General features: G+C 72.1%; 11 protein-coding genes. 8 read left to right on the plus strand and 3 right to left on the minus strand.

Annotated elements, in window-relative coordinates:
• Positions 1–62: 62 nt before the first annotated feature.
• Positions 63–2,249, minus strand: a complete 2,187-nt coding sequence (locus WMF17_RS26540) for a TIGR04551 family protein (RefSeq protein ID WP_437595958.1) — start codon at positions 2,247–2,249, stop codon at positions 63–65.
• 391 nt (positions 2,250–2,640) lie between these two features.
• Between WMF17_RS26540 and WMF17_RS26545 the strand changes: the two genes are divergently transcribed.
• From WMF17_RS26545 to WMF17_RS26580, 8 genes are all read left to right on the plus strand, one after another.
• Positions 2,641–4,707 (plus strand): OmpA family protein, encoded by a 2,067-nt coding sequence (locus WMF17_RS26545; RefSeq protein WP_437595959.1) that lies wholly within the window; start codon positions 2,641–2,643, stop codon positions 4,705–4,707.
• Between the two features lie 134 nt (positions 4,708–4,841).
• On the plus strand, positions 4,842–5,633 hold the full coding sequence (locus tag WMF17_RS26550; RefSeq protein WP_437595960.1) for an OmpA family protein: 792 nt from the start codon (positions 4,842–4,844) through the stop codon (positions 5,631–5,633).
• 278 nt (positions 5,634–5,911) lie between these two features.
• Complete coding sequence (locus tag WMF17_RS26555; protein WP_437595961.1) at positions 5,912–6,235, plus strand: hypothetical protein; 324 nt, start codon at positions 5,912–5,914, stop codon at positions 6,233–6,235.
• Between the two features lies 1 nt (position 6,236).
• The gene (locus WMF17_RS26560; RefSeq protein WP_437595962.1) at positions 6,237–7,601 is read left to right on the plus strand and encodes an efflux RND transporter periplasmic adaptor subunit; all 1,365 of its coding nucleotides are present in this window, start codon (positions 6,237–6,239) and stop codon (positions 7,599–7,601) included.
• Positions 7,602–7,610: 9 nt separating this feature from the next.
• On the plus strand, positions 7,611–10,745 hold the full coding sequence (locus WMF17_RS26565; RefSeq protein WP_437595963.1) for an efflux RND transporter permease subunit: 3,135 nt from the start codon (positions 7,611–7,613) through the stop codon (positions 10,743–10,745).
• 3 nt (positions 10,746–10,748) lie between these two features.
• Positions 10,749–11,327 carry a TlpA family protein disulfide reductase gene (locus WMF17_RS26570; protein ID WP_437595964.1) on the plus strand — a complete coding sequence of 193 codons (579 nt, stop codon included), beginning with the start codon at positions 10,749–10,751 and terminating at the stop codon, positions 11,325–11,327.
• A gap of 48 nt (positions 11,328–11,375) precedes the next feature.
• Complete coding sequence (locus WMF17_RS26575) at positions 11,376–11,999, plus strand: methyltransferase family protein (RefSeq protein ID WP_437643932.1); 624 nt, start codon at positions 11,376–11,378, stop codon at positions 11,997–11,999.
• 130 nt (positions 12,000–12,129) lie between these two features.
• On the plus strand, positions 12,130–13,242 hold the full coding sequence (locus WMF17_RS26580) for a hypothetical protein (RefSeq protein ID WP_437643933.1): 1,113 nt from the start codon (positions 12,130–12,132) through the stop codon (positions 13,240–13,242).
• 84 nt (positions 13,243–13,326) lie between these two features.
• Here the strand turns inward: WMF17_RS26580 and WMF17_RS26585 are convergent, their stop codons facing one another.
• The gene (locus tag WMF17_RS26585; protein ID WP_437651477.1) at positions 13,327–13,626 is read right to left on the minus strand and encodes a hypothetical protein; all 300 of its coding nucleotides are present in this window, start codon (positions 13,624–13,626) and stop codon (positions 13,327–13,329) included.
• Positions 13,627–13,799: 173 nt separating this feature from the next.
• Positions 13,800–17,675 (minus strand): protein kinase domain-containing protein, encoded by a 3,876-nt coding sequence (locus WMF17_RS26590; protein WP_437643934.1) that lies wholly within the window; start codon positions 17,673–17,675, stop codon positions 13,800–13,802.
• Between the last annotated feature and the right edge of the window lie 23 nt (positions 17,676–17,698).

Here is a 17,698-nt window from a genome sequence, read left to right on the forward strand (position 1 = left end):
ACCGCCCCGAGCGCTCATTTCCAGACACACTGCCACGAATGAGCCCAGGGCGGCTTGTCGACTCAGAAGAGGATACCGAGATACCAGCGCACCGTCTGTGCGGTCTCGAGGTCGATCTTCTGGGCAGCCTGCTCCCCCGGGAGCTGGCCGAGGCCGCCGAGCGGGAACAGCACGCCGTACTGCACCGCCGTGTAGAAGCCGCCCATCTTGTCCGGATCGTCGTTGAGCGTCCCGTCCTTCGACTGGAAGTACAGCTGGCCGTTCAGCTCGAGGCCGAGATCCCTGGAGTTCCCGGGCGCCTGCACGAACTCCGAGGCGCGGCTCCAGATGGCCGCGGCGCCGATGCCGGCGCGCTGGCCGTTCTTGTCACGAGCGAAGTCCCAGTCCACGCCGGGGCGGAAATAATACGCCCCCTGGACCCGAGACAGGATGTTCCTGAACAGGATCTGGTCGACGCGGTAATCCGGGTGGAAACGGAAGGTCGAGTAGGTGCGATCGGTCGAGTTCTGGGGGTCCATGCCCTCGGCCACGGGCTTGAGGGAGGGCACGTCGTCGTCGCCGGTCGCGTAGCCGAAGCCGAAATGCAGCCGCAGCCGGCCCTCCATCTCGGTGAGCTCGGCCTGGGTCGCGATCCCGAACTGGCGGATGCCCCAGCCGGTGTCCTTGTCGGAGAGGACGTTCGCGTAATCGGCCTCATCCTGCCCGCGCAGATCGAGGGATCCGTAGATCATCGCCGCCTCGAGCTCGAAGCGGAACTTCTTGTAGAGGAACTGGAACCACACGTCGGGGAGGATCATCTCCGCACCCCGGTGCCGGTACCCAGCCGCGACGGCGTCGGCGCTCGCGCCGAGCGAGGCGGACGTCTTGGCGTCGAGGCTGCCGGCGTAGTCGTTCGCCAGGGTCTGCTGCCGGTAAGCGAAGTAGACGCCGCCGTTCACGACCGTGTTGCCGCGGGCGAGCTCGAGCTTCTGGAGCTCCGGGTTCTTGCGGCGGACGGCGACGAACACGTACTGATCGACGTCATCGGCCTGGGCGAGGTCGTAGGGCTGGCCCTCCAGGTCGTGGAGGGAGGCGCTCGTCGCGCCCTCGTTGGTCCAGTCCCACGCACCGGCGAAGTAGAGGTCGTATTTCTTGATCCCCGTGACGAACATCAGCCGATCGACGGTCGACTGGTAATCGGAGTCATGCCCATCGCCGCTGTTCGCCACCATGCCGAGGCCCCAGTGGTTCGGCATGCGGCCGAAGCGCAGGAGCCCTACGGGGGTCATGTACTCGCCCCAGATCCGCTTGACGGAGATCGAGTCCTTGGGTGAGTTGATGCCGGCGCTCGGCGCCCACTGGGTGCCGGCGAAGGCCCCGAGCGGCGAGTACCCGCCCCGGCGGACGACCTCGTAGCCGCCGCTCGCCCCCGGCCGGTTCGCGTAGCCCTCCGGGGTCGAGCCGAGCACCACGTTGTCGAGCAGATCGACCTGCGAGAGGATCCGCAGGTTGTCGCTGATGTGCAGCTCGGGGTTGAGCCGGAAGCGCATGTTCGCGCCGGCCTGGGTGTCGTTCGTGCACCGCTCGAACGTGCGCGAGCCGCCGCTCGTTGTCTCGCTCGGGTTGCAGAGGTTGACCGGGTGGTCCGCGTTGTAGGAGTTGTCGGCCGGCTGCGGCCAGAGCGCCTTGTCGCGCGCGTCGAGGCGGCCGAGGGCGAAGCTGTTGAAGAGCTCCCACCGGAGCCGGTAGTAGCCGTGGAACTCGAACGTCGGCCGCGCGTGGGACCACCAGTCCTCGGCGTAGACCTCGCTGGGCCGGGCGCCGATCTCCCCCTGGGTCGCCTTCCGCTCCGGCTGCTCGGCGGCCGTGGCCGCCGCCGGTCCTTCCGAGGCCTCCAGGCCGGCCGGCTGCGGCGCGGCGGGGGCGACCGTGTCGCCCGGCGGCATCAGCGGCTCGCGCGACGGCGCCGGGGGCTCGAGCGCCTCCACGTCGTTGCCGCCGACCGGCGCCGCGCCGGGCTGCACCGGCGCCGCGCCGGGCTGCACCGGTGCCGCGCCGGGCTGCGCGCCGCCGGGCTGCGGAGCAGGAGCGCCCGCCTGGCCGGCAGGCGGCTGCGCTGGGGCCGCCGGCGGCTGGGCCGGCCGGCCCGCCGGCTGGGCGGACGCGGAGGACGCGCCCAGCACGAGCGCGAGCGCGAGGCCCGACCGGAGGCGACGGCGAGGGGTGCCAGGGCTGCACGACGTTCCCGGAGACCGCAACGAGATGGGCATCTGCTTGGTTTCGTTCGCGCGTTTTCGCCCCGCGCGCAGGAAGAGGTTGAAAGTTCCGAGCTCTCGGTGGCCCGGAGGCCGGGGGCCGATGTCTCATGCCCGGCTTGTGTGGTCAAGGCGCCGCTCGGGGCCGACCTCTGGAACCCAGACCCCGGAACGCCGCGCGGGCCCCCGCGCCCCATCGCGCACGGTCGCTTATTTGAGCCCTCTTGGAATTCCGCGCATGATCCGGGAAGATCCACCCGCAGCGGTGGATGCCGCCGGGCGTCTCGGCTGCCGTACTCGCCTCACCGTCCGCGCGGGGCGCCGCTGTCCCGGCGCACGTCCGTCCTGCAAGGCGCCGTGCGCTGCAGGATGCTCACCGACCGGGAAGATGTGTGAAAGGGGATAGATGAGAACGCTGCGAGCGCTGAGTCTGCTGTCGATCGTGGGCGCTGGGGTGGGGCTCGCCTCGAGCGTGGCGCGCGCGCAGGAGGCGGCCCGCGAGGGGGAGTTCTCGGTGCAGCGGTTCGAGCCGGCGCCGGGCTCGAAGAACTACCTGAGCGTCGAGGGCGCCCGGATGGAGGCGTCGCTCGGGGTCACGGCCGGCCTGATGTTCGACTACGCCCGGGAGCCGTTCGTCGTGGAGAGCTGCGTCTCGGCGACCGACTGCTCCGCGCCGGACGCGCGGGACAAGCGGGAGGTGCCGGTCATCTCGGACCTGCTGACCTGGAACCTGCTGGCCTCGATCACGCCAGCGCCGTGGCTCCAGGCCGGCCTGCGCTTCCCCGTCGCCTACGCGAGCGGCCAGGGCATCGACGCCGCGACCGGCGCGGCGCCCGCGGAGGGGCTGAAGGCGTTCGGCGCGGGCGACCCGACGCTCGAGGTCAAAGCGCGGTTCTTCGGCGGGCCGCGGGATCCGCTGGTGCTCGGCGCGGCGGCCGACGTGAGCTTCCCGCTCGGGCACGCGACGAGCGAGGGGAGCTACCTCGGCAGCTCGTCGCCGGTGACCGCGGGGCTGCGCCTCATCGTGGACGGCAGCGCCGGGCCGCTGTCGTTCGGGCTCAACCTGCGCGGCAAGCTGCTCCCCGAGACGGCGCGGATCGCGACGACGGAGGTCGGCCCTGTCGAGTTCCGCTACGGCGGGGCGCTCGGCTACCAGATCAACCCGACGCTCCGCGTGCTCGCCGAGGGGTACGGCGCGACCCAGTTCAAGGCGCGCGGCGGGACGAACTCGCTCGAGGTCGACGGCGCGCTCCAGATCGCCCCGCGCGACCTCGGCCTCGTGTTCACGGTCGGCGGCGGCGCGGGCATCGTCGAGGGCATCGGCGTGCCCGTCGCGCGCGGCATCGCGGGGATCCTCTTCGTGCGCGAGCCCGGCGACGCCGACGCCGACGGGATCGGCGACGCGGCGGACCAGTGCCCGACCCTGCCCGAGGACCGGGACGGGATCTTCGACGAGGACGGCTGCCCCGAGGACGACGGCGACGGGGACGGCATCCCGGACGAGAGCGACCGCTGCCCGGCGAAGGCGGAGGTCATCAACGGGCTCGACGACAAGGACGGCTGCCCCGACGAGCTGGCGGATCGCGACAAGGATCGGGTCCCCGACGCCCAGGACAAGTGCCCGGATCAGGCGGGCCACGTGCTCCTGCCCGAGCACTACGGCTGCCCCGACAAGGACGAGGACGGCGTGCCGGATCGGGTCGACAAGTGCGTCGACGCGCCCGAGGACACCGACGGGTTCGAGGACGAGGACGGCTGCCCCGACCCGGACAACGACCGCGACGGCGTGCTCGACGCGCAGGACGAGTGCGTCGACCAGCCCGAGGTCAAGAACGGCTTCAAGGACGAGGACGGCTGCCCCGACGAGCTCCCCGACACCGACGGGGACGGCATCCCGGACGAGAAGGACAAGTGCCCGACGCAGCCCGAGAACCTGAACGGCGTCGAGGACCTGGACGGCTGCCCGGACCGCGGCGCGAGCCTCGTGCAGGTCGGCGAGGAGGACATCAAGATCCTCCAGCGGATCGAGTTCGCGCTCAACAACGACAAGATCCATGGCGCGCAGAGCTTCGCCGTGCTCGACGCCGTTGTGTCGGCGCTGATGCTCCACCCGGAAATTTTCAAGGTGGAGGTCGCGGGCCACACGGACAACGCGGGGCCGGCGGACCTGAACCGCGCGCTGTCGCAGCGACGCGCCGAGGCCGTTGTCGCCTACCTCACGCGCAAGGGCATCGATCCGAAGCAGCTCGTGGCGCGGGGCTACGGGCCGGACAGGCCGATCGACGACAACAGGACCGCCAAGGGGCGCCAGAAGAACCGGCGCGTCGAGTTCACCATCCTGCACTCGGTGAAGAAGCCGCTGCAGGCGCCCGGCGATCCGGCGGCGCCGGCGGCGACAGCGCCGCCCGCCTCGACGCCGGCAGCGCGGCCTGCGGATCCACTGCCGCTGGCCCCGCCGCCGCCGAAGCCCTGATCCCTCCTGTCCCACGGCGCACGGCCGCGTGGACGGGCGGAGCCCGGCGTCCTCCCCTCTGGATCTCTCGCCCCGTCTGAGCGAGGCTCTGGCCCGCGGCACCGCGCTCCGCGGTACGGAGCCATGGAGAAAGCATGAACCGGACACTCATCGCGCTACCTCTCGTGCTGTCGTCGCTGTTCGCCGCGGGCTGCGGCCACTCCGAGCAGGAGTGGAAGGCGCAGCTCGCCAAGTACAACGACCTCCAGAACCGGAGCCAGAAGAAGGAGGCGGAGCTCGAGAAGGAGCTCGCCGAGGCGAAGCAGCGCGTCGAGGAGCTGGAGAAGCAGCTCGCGGACCAGGGCGCCGACATCTCGAAGATGACCTCGACGCTCGAGGACCGCGAGAAGGCCCTGGCGGAGTACAAGGCGCGCGCGAAGCAGCTGGAGGCGATCCAGGCGCGGTTCAACCTGCTCCGGAAGAAGCTCGAGGAGCTGACAAAGCTCGGCCTGGAGGTCCAGGTCCGCCGGAACCGGATGGTCATCTCGCTGCCCGGGGACGTCCTGTTCGACTCGGGCAAGGACACCCTGAGCAAGGAGGGCCAGGCGATCCTGAAGAAGATCGCGGACGTCATCCGCGGGGACAAGTCGCTGGTGGACCGCGATTACCAGGTCGCCGGGCACACGGACAGCCAGCCGTACAAGAACGGTCCGTACTACGACAACTGGGGGCTGTCGCTGATGCGCGCGCGGTCCGTGCTGCTGTTCCTGATCGGGCGGGAAGGCCAGCTGCCGACGCGGCACTGGAGCGCGGCCGGGTTCGGGGACACCGACCCCATCGCGAACAACGCCACGCCGGCCGGCAAGCAGAAGAACCGCCGGTGCGACCTGATCGTGATGCCGGACGTGGACGAAATGCTCGACCTGACGAAGCTCGCCACGAAGTGAGGGCGGGCGGGTGAGCGGGGGCTCGCAACGCGCGGGCCCCGCGTCGCCGCGGGGGCGGGCGGGGCGGTGTTCCGGGCCGGCAATTCGTGAGCTGGCTCACGTCGACATGAAAAAGCTGGGTGATTTCGAGATCCTGGCTCCTGAATCAACCACAACGCGTTGAGGTGGCGGGCGTCCGGGGACGCCGGCGACCTCAACGCGCTCAGGCGCGCGGGAGCGACGGCATGCCTGAGACGCGTCCGCTCTGTGACGTTGCGAACAACAAGGAGAAAAGGGTCATGAAGATTCGTTCCATCCCGCTCGTGATCTGCGTCTTTGCCCTCGGTGCTGCGTCGTGCTCGAAGGAAGCGCCGAGCGCCGGCAAGGCGGCGCCCGAGCCGACGCAGGCGGCGCACGCGCCAGCCGACGTGAAGCCCGGGTCCCACGAGGACTGGTGTGGAGAGCACGGCGTGCCCGAGTCCCAGTGCACGCGCTGCAACCCGGATCTGACGCCGGCCTTCAAGGCCACGGGCGACTGGTGCGCGGAGCACGGGCTGCCCGAGTCGCAGTGCCTCAAGTGCAACCCCGACCTGAAAATCGTCAGACCGCCGAAGGGGAGCTGAGATGCACGGCCGCCTTCACGTTGTTTGGTTACTGCTCCTCGCCGCTCTTTCGGGGTGCGGGGCGAAGGGGACCGGCAACGCGGCGCCGGAGAAGGCCGAGGCGACGCCCAGACCGGCGCCGGCCGTCGAGGGCGCCATGTGCAAGGAGCACGGCGTGCTGGAAGCGCTCTGCACGAAGTGCAATCCGAAGCTCGCCCCGGTCTTCCAGGCAAAGGGGGACTGGTGCAAAGAGCACGAATTGCCGGAGTCCATCTGTCCCATCTGCCACCCCGAGCGCGGCGGCAAGCCGGCGGCCGACGTGGCGAGCGACGGAGCGCCGGCCGACGGGACGAAGGTCAAGCTCAAGACCAGGGACACGGCGCGGCTCGCCGGCATCCTCACGACGAAGGCCGTCGAGCGACAGGGCAGCGGAGGCATCCCCGCCACCGCCAGGATCGTCTACGACGCGCTCAAGGTGGCGGAGCTCAACGCCCGCTCTCCGGGGGTCGTCCGGCAGCTGCACGTGGACGTGGGCTCGGCGGTCAAGAAGGGCGCGGCGCTCGCCGTCATCGACAGCGCCGACGTGGGGGCCGATCGCTCGCGGCTGGCCGGCGCGCTCTCGCGCCTCAAGGTGGCCGAGGAGCACCTGAAGCGCGAGGAGCAGCTCGAGAAAGAAGGGCTCGCGGCGCGCAAGAGCGTCCTCGCCGCGCAGCAGGAGCTCGACGCCGCCCGCGCCGAGCGCGCCTCGCTCGCGGCCTCCCTGGCCGTCGTGGGCGCCAGCGCGGGCGGGGGCGGGGGCTACACGCTCACGACGCCGCTCGCAGGGGTCGTGACCCAGCGCAAGGCGACCGTGGGCAGGCTCGTCGGCGTCGAGGAGACCCTGTTCGAGGTGGTCGACGTCTCGAGCATGTGGGCCGAGCTCGATGTCCCCGAGACCGACCTCCCGGCCGTCTCGCTGAAGCAGCCGGTGGTCATCGAGGTCGACGGCATCGAGGGGCGCGAGCTCCGAGGGGAGATCACGTACGTGGCGCCGGCCATCGACCCGGCGACGCGCACGGCCAAGGCGCGCGTCCCGCTCGAGAACCCGGGCGGCGCGCTGCGGGCCAACATGTTCGGCCGGGCGCGCATCCTCGCCCCCGCGCGCGCCGCGGTCATGGTGCCCCGCGCCGCGGTGCAGCGCGCGAGGACGGTGAAGCTCGTGTTCGTGCGGCTCGCGGAGGACCAGTTCGAGGCGCGGCGGGTCGAGATCGGGGCGACCGAGGGCGACCTCGTCGAGGTGAAGAAGGGCGTGCGCCCGGGCGAGGAGGTCGCGACCGAAGGGAGCTTCCTGCTGAAGACCGAGACCCTCAAGGAGAGCATCGGCGCCGGCTGCTGCGGCGAGGACTGAGGCGCGGTCATGCTGAACGCCGTCATCACGTGGTCGCTCCGCCACCGGCTGCTCGTGATCCTCGCCTCGATCGGCCTCTCGCTCGCGGGCATCCTCGCCTTCCGCCGCCTGCCGATCGACGCCTTCCCGGACACGACGCCGGTGCAGGTGCAGATCAACACCGTCGCCCCTGCCCTCTCCCCCGTCGAGATCGAGCGCCAGATCACGGCGCCCGTCGAGCAGGCGATCTCGGGGCTGCCGAGGCTCGAGGAGGTCCGCTCGCTCTCGCGCTTCGGCCTCTCGCAGGTGACGGCCCGGTTCGAGGACGACACGGACATCTACCTGGCCCGTCAGGTCGTCATGGAGCGGCTCCAGACCGTGGCGCTGCCGTCAGGCATCGATCGCCCGGAGCTCGGCCCGGTCGCCACGGGGCTCGGCGAGGTGTTCCACTACGTGGTCACGGGCAAGGGCAAGTCGCTGAGCGAGCTGCGCACGGTCCACGACTGGGTCATCGCGCCGCAGCTCCGCTCGGTGCGCGGCGTGGCCGAGGTCAACGCCTGGGGCGGCGACGAGCGGCAGATCCAGGTCCTCGTCGACCCGGCGGAGCTCACGGCGCGGGGGCTGTCGCTCCACGACCTGGCCGGAGCGCTGGAGCGCAACAACGCCAACGTGGGCGGGGGCAGCCTGGACCAGGCCGGCGAGTCGAGCCTGATCCAGGGCATCGGCATCGCCACGCGCGTGAGCGACATCGAGGACATCGTGGTCGCCGCCAAGGACGGGGCGCCCATCCGGGTGCGCGACGTGGCCCAGGTGGTCGAGGGGCGCGAGATCCGGCGGGGCGCGGTCACCGCGGATGGCCAGGGGGAGGTCGTGCTCGGCCTCGGCTTCATGCTGATGGGCGAGAACAGCCACGACGTCACGACGCGGCTCAAGGCGCGCCTCTCCGAGGTCAAGAAGAGCCTCCCGGAAGGGATCGACGTCGCCGTCGTGTACGACCGCACCGAGCTCATCGACCGGGTGCTCGGCACCGTGAAGAGGAACCTGCTCGAGGGCGCGCTCCTCGTCGTCGCGGTGCTCTTCGCCTTTCTCGGTAACCTCCGCGCCGGGCTCATCGTGGCCTCGGCCATCCCGCTGTCCATGCTCTTCGCCTTCGATCTGATGCTGCGCGCCGGCGTGGCGGGGAGCCTGATGAGCCTCGGCGCGATCGACTTCGGCCTCGTCGTCGACAGCTCGGTGATCATGGTCGAGAACTCGGTCCGGCGGCTGTCGGAGGACACGAGCGACCGGAGCACGACGGACGTCGTGCGCGACGCCTCGCTCGAGGTCCGCAAGCCGACGATGTTCGGCGAGCTCATCATCATGATCGTCTACCTGCCGATCCTCGCCCTCGAGGGGGCGGAGGGGAAGCTGTTCCGGCCGATGGCGCTCACGGTGATCTTCGCGCTCGTCGGCTCGATGATCCTGTCGCTCACGCTCATGCCGGTGCTCGCGAGCCTCCTCTTGCCGCGCCGCATGAAGGCGCGCGAGAACGCGCTCGTTCGCCTGCTGAAGCGGGCCTACCGGCCCGTGCTGCAGCTCGCGCTGCGGTGGCGCTGGGCGGTGCTCGCCGGCGCGGCGCTGCTCCTCGGCAACGCGGTCTTCCTGGCGACGCGGCTCGGCGCCGAGTTCGTGCCGCGGCTCCGCGAGGGCACCCTCGTCGCCAACACCGTGCGGCTCTCCGGGGTCTCGGCGGGCGAGTCGATCCGCTACGGGACCCAGCTGGAGCGGGTCCTGCTCGACAGGTTCCCGGACGAGATCGAGCGCGTCTGGACCCGCACGGGCACCGCGGAGGTGGCGACGGATCCCATGGGGCTCGAGCTGTCCGACATGTTCATCACGCTCAGGCCGCGGGAGGCCTGGAAGCGCGCCGCGACGCAGGACGAGCTCGTGCAGGCGATGGAGTCGGAGCTCGCGGGGATGCCGGGCATGCGCGTCATCTACACGCAGCCGATCGAGATGCGGGTCAACGAGATGGTGGCGGGGATCCGGGCCGATCTGGGGGTGAAGCTGTTCGGCGACGACTTCGACACGCTGAAGCAGAAGGCGCGCGAGATCGAGGCCGCCCTCAAGAAGATCCCCGGCGCCGCGGACGTTGTGACCGAGCAGATCACAGGCCAGCCCGTGCTCGAGATCGAGGTCGACCGCGCCGCCATCGGCCGGCACGGCATCGCCGCCGCCGATGTCCTGGAGGTCGTCGAGGCGCTCGGCGCGCGGGAGGTGGGGCAGCTCCAGGAGGGCGAGCGCCGCTTCCCCGTGGTGCTGCGCATCGACGATCGCTACCGGGAGGACCCGGCCTCCATCGGCCGCATCCTGGTCACGTCGGCCGGCGGGGAGCGCATCCCGCTCGCGCGGCTCGCGAAGATCCGCACGGCCGAGGGACCGACCGCGATCCACCGCGAGTGGGCGAAGCGCCGGATCGTGGTGCAGGCGAACGTCCGCGGCCGCGACGTGGGCACCTATGTCGAGGAGGCGAGAGCCAGGCTGGATCGGGAGGTCGAGCTCCCGCCCGGCTACTACGTCCGCTTCGGCGGGCAGTTCGAGCACCTCGAGCGGGCACAGGCACGCCTGCTCGTCGTGGTGCCCGTCGCCCTGGGGCTGATCCTGCTCTTGCTCTACTTCACGTACGGGCGGCTCCTCGATGCGGTCCGCGTCTTCACGGGTGTCCCGTTCGCCGCGATCGGCGGCGTCGTCGCGCTCTGGCTCCGCGGCCTGCCGTTCAGCATCTCCGCGGGCGTCGGGTTCGTGGCGCTGTCGGGCGTCGCGGTGCTCGGGGACATGGTGCTCGTCTCCACGATCCGGCAGCTCACCGCGGCCGGGATGCCGGTGCGGGCCGCCATCGAGCTCGCGGCGGAGCGGCGCCTGCGCCCGGTCCTGATGACGGCGCTCGTCGCTTCGCTGGGCTTCGTGCCGATGGCGCTGAACACCGGGGTCGGCGCCGAGGTGCAACGCCCGCTCGCGACGGTCGTGATCGGCGGCGTGATCTCCTCCACGCTGCTCACGCTGCTCGTTCTGCCGGTCCTCTACAGCGTGGCCGGTGGACGTCTCCGCACGGACGCCGCCGGCGAGCCGGACGCCGCCGAGCGCCCGCCGAGCGCCGGCGCGGCCCTGTCGCCCGCTGCGGAGTAGGCGATGAGCGCGCGCTCCCGCCTCCGCGTGGCCGCCGCTGCTGCGGGCGTCCTGGCCCTGGTTCAGGCGCTCGCGGCGGGGATCTACTGGGCCGTGGAGCATCGGCGCGAGGCGGAGCGGCCGGGTCGTCCTTTTGCGTACGAGCAGCTCAGCGGCGCCCAGCCGGTGCCGGACGTCGCCTTCGAGCAGCCGGACGGGACCTTGCTCCACCCGGGCGCGCTGCGCGGCCGGCCCGTGCTGCTCCATTTCTGGGCCACCTGGTGCGCCCCGTGCCGCGCTGAGCTCCCGCTGCTGCTGGAGCTTGGCCGAGAGGTGGAGCAAGCCGGGAGGGTCCAGCTCGTGGCCGTGAGCGTCGACGAGAACTGGGAGGTCGTGCGCGCCTTCTTCGGGGGCGAGGTCCCTCCCGGGGTCGTGCGGGCCGGATCGCCCGCCGTGCAGCGGCGGTTCGGGGTCTCGACGTTGCCTGACACCTTCCTGGTGGAGGCGGACGGCAGGATGGCCCTCCGGTTCACGGGCGCGCGCGACTGGCGAGCGCCCGAAGCGAAAGCGCTGTTGATTGGACAGGAGCGAGCAGGCCCCTGACCGCTCAGCTCCCTGCAACCCTGTTGAACAGCGAGACTGGAGCTCAAGATGACTCGTCCCTGGTTCGCCCTGGCTCTGTACGCCGTCTACATGGCGCTCGCGTTCGGGTGGCGGTCGCTCCGGCAGCGCCGTGCGACCGGATCCACGGGCTTCCGCGGCATCTCGGGGCCGCCGGGATCGCTGCCGTGGGTCGGCGGGGTGCTCTTTGTGCTCGCGATCCTGCTCGGTGTGGCGGCCCCTCTCGTGGAGCTCGCGGGCTGGATAGGGCCGCTTGTCGAGCCCGGCGCTCTGGTCGTCGGGCTCGGCGCGGCCATGACGATCGCGGGTACGCTCGGCACGCTGTGGTCGCAGGGCGCGATGGGTGAGTCGTGGCGCATCGGCGTCAGCGAGGCGGAGCGCACGAGCCTCGTGACCCGAGGACCGTTCGCCGTGGTGCGGAACCCCATCTTCAGCTTCATGATGCTGGCCGCGCTCGGGATGGCGCTGATCGTCCCGAACGCCGCTGCGCTCGCCTCGTTCGGGGCGCTGGTCTTCGCGATAGAGCTGCAGGTCCGGTGGGTCGAAGAGCCGTACCTGCTCGGCGCCCACGGCGAGGCTTACGCAGCGTACTGCGCGAAGGTAGGGCGCTTTGTGCCTGGCCTCGGCGTCGGGGTCCGGTCGCCTTCGCAATGAATGCAGAGGACGGCCAGAGCGCCGAATCTCAAGCTCCGGCCACCTGCGATAGCCGAGCTCGGCAGCGCAGCGAACGCGCTCGGCCTCGGCGCCCGCTGGGCGCGGAATGCATCTTGAACCGCCCTGATCCATGAGCGACGAGGCTGTGCATCCTGGTGACGCAGCGGGGGCCGCGGCGCTCCCGCTGACCGAGGCGACAAGCGAAGCGGGCGAGCGCGTGCGCCCGGTCGACGCATGGCTCGAGGAGCTCTTGTCCCGCGCGGTGCGCCGCTACAACCGGCGGCCTCGCCCCGCGACGATCGCCACGTCGACCGGCGTGACGGAGCCGACCGACGCGCGCGCGGTCATCCGGCGCGCCTGCATCCGCTCGGCGCTCGCGGGTGGCGCGACCGGGGCGTTCTCGACCGGCGCGGCCGCAGCCACGGCCGAGACGAACGGGCTCGGCGGGCTCATCGCGATCCCTGCCGCCATGCTCGCGATCGGCGGCGAGACGGTGCTCCGGCTGCTCCTGCACGTGCAGATGCTCTGCGAGCTCGCGGATCTCTTCGGGCACCGGTTCGATCCAGACGAGCCGGCCGACGTGTGGGCGCTGCTCGCCCTCACGTTCGGCGTCATGGAGCACCCCCAGGACACCGACGATCCAGCGGGCGTGCTCGTGCGCTCGGCGCGCGAGCGCGGCTCGGATGTGGCCAGGCAGCTCGCGGCGCGGCTCGCCGGCGAGAGCGTGGCGCGCAACCTGGTGCCCGTGCTCTCGGTCGCCTCGTCGTCGATCACGAGCTGGGTGGTAACCCGGCGCCTCGGGGATACCGCGCGCAGATACGTGCGTTACCGGCGCGCGCTCGACGGGGCGCTCTGCGACGAGACGCTGCGCCCGCACCTCGATCGGCTGTTCGACGGGCTCTGGTTCATCTTCACCGCCGACGGCCGCCTCAAGCCGGAGGAGACCGCGCTGCTCGCGGCCGTGCTGCGGCAGCTGCCGGCCTCGGCGCGCGCTGGCCTGAACGAACGGCTCGCCGACGACATCACCTGGATCGAGCGCCTCCGCGGCGTGCCGGAGGGCGCGCGCGCCCCGCTGCTGCGTGCGCTCGAGATCGCGGCGGCCGTCGACAAGGTCGCGTCGCTGCGGGAGCGGAAGCTCCTCGCCCACGCCGCGGCGGCCCTCGGCCTAAGGGTCGACGAGGGCGGGCTCGCTCGGATGATCCGCGAGTTCGAGGAGATCGGCACCCTCGGCGTGGCCGCGTAGCGCGGGCCGCCGGCGCCACGACGCGGGGGAGGGTCGCGATCCACGGCGCAATCGGCGCCAACGCGCGCATCGATCCGTCGATGGTCAACAACGAGGCGGGCCGGGTCGATACGCGCGCTCGGCTCGACGAGCTGCTGCCCGACGCGTGGGCGACGTCGTCGCTCGCTGCTGCGGCTGCCGGCAGCGCCGACGCGTCCTGAGCGACGGGGCCTCCGCCTCCCGCGTGAACCGGCGCAGGTCGTCCGCGCTCGCGCCCTGCAGCACCTTGAGCGCGACCGCCTCGCCCGACAGCCGGTCGCGCGCGCGGTACACGTCCCCCATCCCACCGGCACCGGCGAGCCGCTCGATCTCGAACCGATCCTCGACCACGTCCCCGGCGCGCATCGCCGTTCTTGTGTACTTCGAATGAGCCCCCCGGGTGTGTGTTCTCCCACGGGTGGCACTGCACTATTCCCGCGCAGGTACCACGCAACCGAGTTAACGCAACCCAAGGAGCTCGAAGTCACCAGCGCCGGCGAGCGTACCGAGAGGCCGACCTGCTGGCCATGACGTCCGGCTCAGCCGCCGAGCCACTGCCGCGCGAGATCGAGCGTGCGGGCGTTATCCGGGACGTCGCGGAGGAAGCGCTCGCGCCAGGTCGGGTCGATGAGCTTCTCGGCGCGCGCGAGCAGGGCAGTCCTGGCCGACGCGATGGCGGCAATCGCCTCGTGCTGTCTGCCGCTCGCGGAGAGCGCCTCGGCATACGTCAGGCGGACCAGCGACTCGCCCTCTTCGAGGGTGCCGAACGACTCCAGCATGGAGTTCGCCTCGGTGGCTGTCCTGACAGCCTCGTCGATGCGCCCGAGCCCCAGCAGCGCGCGCGCGAGGACCGCGTACGCCTGGACGCCGAGCGTCGGGGCGCTCTGCACGAGCGCTACCGCGGCGCGCGCTTCGGCCTCGGCGGCCTCGAAGTCGCCGAGTGCGACGCAGATCTTGGCAAGATAGCTGCGAGCAAACAGCTCCGTACGCGCGACCCCCGATCGCCGGCTCGCCGAGGCAGCCGACTCGGCGAACGCCCGTCCCTCGGCCAGCTGGCCGCGATACGCGAGGACCTGCGCGATGTTGGCCTCCGAGGCGTCCCTCAGGTCATGCAGATGCATCCGGCCAGCCTCCTCCAAGGCCGCCCGCAGCACCGACTCCGCCCTCTCGAAGTCGCCGAGCTCGGCGCAGGCGACGCCCAGACCGGCGCGCGAGCTGCAGGCATTGCGGCGATCACCGGCTTGCTCGAAGGCGAGGCTCGCGGCTTCCATCCCGTGCGTGCCTGCGACCAGATCGCCTGTGCATATGGCATAGCAAGAGCGCGCCTCATGGAGCTGCGCGAGCGCCCCCACGTCCCGTACATTGCCGTTCGTGAAAGCGCGCTCGACGGTCTCGATCAGGGCGCGCGCTTCCGCGTAGCGGCCGACCACCGACAGCACCGTTGCGCCGTTGGCGAGACAGACGAGCTTGACGCTCTGCGCGTCGACCGTGGCCTCCGCGTCGGTCGCCAGGGTCATCCAGCGCTCGATCTCGTCGAGCCGGCCCATCTTGTACGACGCGATGACCACCTGCATGATGGCCGAGAACCAGGCGGTCGAGCCACGCTCGATCCGCTCGATGGCCTCCGTGGCTCGCTCCACGGCGAGGGGGAGCTCGCCGCGCCACACGTCGGCCTCCGCCTGCACCCGGCGGAGCCTGCCGGCGGTGTCCCCGGCCGCCCCGCAGCCGATGCCGCGCTCGGCCCGCCCGACCGCCGCGGCGAGATCGCCGCCCCGGAGCGCCTCCTCGGCCGCGCGCAGGTACGCATCGGCCGCCCGCAACGGCGCGCCGCCGATCTCGAAATGCTCGGCCAGCGCCATGGCGTCCGCGCCGCCGCCCCGGTCCAGCCAGTCGCCCGCGAGCGCGTGCCCGACGCGGCGGTCGCGCTCGGTGAGCATGCCGTAGGCGGCCTCCCGCACCAGGGCGTGCCGGAACTCGTACTCCACCTCGCCCGCGATGCGCCCCTCGTGGCGCCGCAGGATGAGCTCCCGCCGCACGAGCTCGGCGAGCCGCCACGCCACCGGCGCGCCGCCCACGAGGGCCGCAATCCCGCCCTCCCAGAACGTCTCGCCGAAGACGCTCGCCGCGCGCAGCGCGCGGCGCTCCTCGACGCCCAGCGTCTCGAGCCGCGCCTGCACCATCGCCAGCGCCGTCTCGGGCATGCCCGCGCTCCGACCCTCGACGACCGCGCGGATCTGCTCCTCCAGCACGAACGCATTGCCCTCGGCGCGCGCGAGCAGCCGCTCGACCTGGTCGGCATCGACACCGTCGCCGAGCACCTCCCGCACGAGCCGCTCGCTCGCGCGCCGGGGCAGCGGCGCAAGCCGGAGCCGGAGGCCGTTGCGCTCGCTCCAGAGCCCAGGGAAGAGATCGTCGGCCTCCGGACGGGCGAGCGCCAGCACGAAGAAGGGCAGGTCCCTGGCGTGCTGGAGCGCGGCGTCGACCAGGTTCACCGTGGGCAGGTCGCCCCAGTGCAGATCCTCGATCAGGAGGAGCACTGGCTGCCTCTGGCACTCGGCTCGGATGAAGTCCTCGAAGGCCTGGCGGAGGCGGTCGCCCATCAGCACCGGGTTCTGGCGGGCTGCGCGGAGCTGCACGTCGCCCTCGTCGGGGAACGGCGCTCCGACGAGCTCGCCGAGGAACGCCGCGACGTGCCAGCCCTTGCCTCCGAGGCTGTCGAGCCGCTCCACCCGGGCGAGCACCTTGCGCCGCCGCACCTCCAGCGGCTCGCCCTCGAGGATGCCCATGGCGCGTCGGAGGGCCCGGGCGAGCAGGCCGAACGCAGAGCCGGCGGCCATCGGGTCGGTCCTTCCGATCCAGATCTCGGCGGCCTCGCTCCGCGCCTTGAGGGCGTGGAGGAACTCCCAGGCGAGGCGCGACTTGCCCATGCCCGGGGCGCCCATGACGATCACGGCGCTCGCGGAGGGCTCGTCCACGCAGTGGCGCCACTCGGTGGCGAGCTGCAAGAGCTCGCGCTCGCGCCCCACGCACGGCGTCGGCTTGCCGAGCAGCCGGGGCACGGTGTCCGGCTCCTCCTTCGGGCCGCGAAGCCAGGATCCTTCGGGCCCCTGCGTCGTGTCGAAGCGGCTGGCGAGCAGCCCCGCCGTCGCGGTGTCGAGCTGGATGCCCGCCTCGGGCGGCCGAGGGCGCTGCGGGAAGAGCTGCACGACGCGGTCGATCAGCGCGCCCACCGGCAGCCTCCCGGCGACCTCCGCCAGCCCCGTGGCGATGGACATGGGCACGCCCCCGAGCTCTGCCCGCAGGGCGATGGCACAATGGGCCGCGCGCGCGGCGAGATCCGTCGGGGTCTCGGCGCCGGACAGCGCGATGAGCAGCCACTGCGACTGCAGGAGCTCGAGGCGCCCGCCGTGGCGCGCCGCGATCTCGCGCAGCGCCTCGATTCGCGCAGCGCCCGCGGCCTCGGAGAGCGTTTCGCCCGCCTCCGCGCTGCCTCGTTCGGCGAGGATCACGCACATGACCCGGCGTTCCGCCGTCGTGATCTCCACGCTCGGCGCGGGCGGCTCCGCCGACTCGCCCCTTCCGACGGGGAGCCCTGCGCGCGCCAGCGATGCGAGCTCCTCGGCGACGGCGGCGCCGTCGCGCGGCCGATGCTCCATCGGCTTCGCGAGCATCCGGACCACGAGGCGCTCGAGCGGCTCGGGGACACCGTCGCGGAGCTCGCCGAGCCGCGGAGGTTCCTCCAGGACCACCTTCATGAGCAGCGAGAGCGCGTTGCCGCCGAGGAACGGCGGACGACCCGCGACGCACTCGAACAGCATGCACCCGAGCGCGAACACATCCGCGCGGGCATCGACCGACGACTCGCCGCGCGCCTGCTCGGGGGACATGTACCCGGGCGTGCCGAGGATCGCGCCGGGCGCCGTCAGGCTCCGCGCGAGCTGGATGTCGCGGGCGATGCCGAAGTCGAGCAGCGTGGCGCGCTCGACGGCGCCGCCCGCGAGCATCAGGTTGCTCGGCTTGAGGTCGCGGTGAACGATGCCGAGCTGGTGCACGGCGCCGAGCGTCGCCGCCACCCGCGCCGCCAGCCTCACGCTCTCGATCACCGAGAGCGGTCCCTCGGCGAGCCTCTCCTCCAGCGTCACGCCGTCGAGCCACTCCATGGCCAGGTAGGGCCGCCCTGCGCCGGTCATCCCGTGCGCCACGTACTGCACCACCCCTGGCAGCCGCAGCGTGGCGAGCGCCTCCGCCTCCCGCGTGAACCGGCGCAGGTCGTGCACGCTCGCGCCCTGCAGCACCTTGAGCGCGACCGCCTCGCCCGACAGCCGGTCGCGCGCGCGGTACACGTCCCCCATCCCGCCGGCGCCGGCGAGCCGCTCGATCTCGAACCGATCCTCGATCACATCCGCGGCGCGCATCGCAACGCCAGTGTACTTCGCGC

The organism is Sorangium sp. So ce362 (assembly GCF_051519845.1).
GTDB lineage: Bacteria > Myxococcota_A > Polyangia > Polyangiales > Polyangiaceae > Sorangium.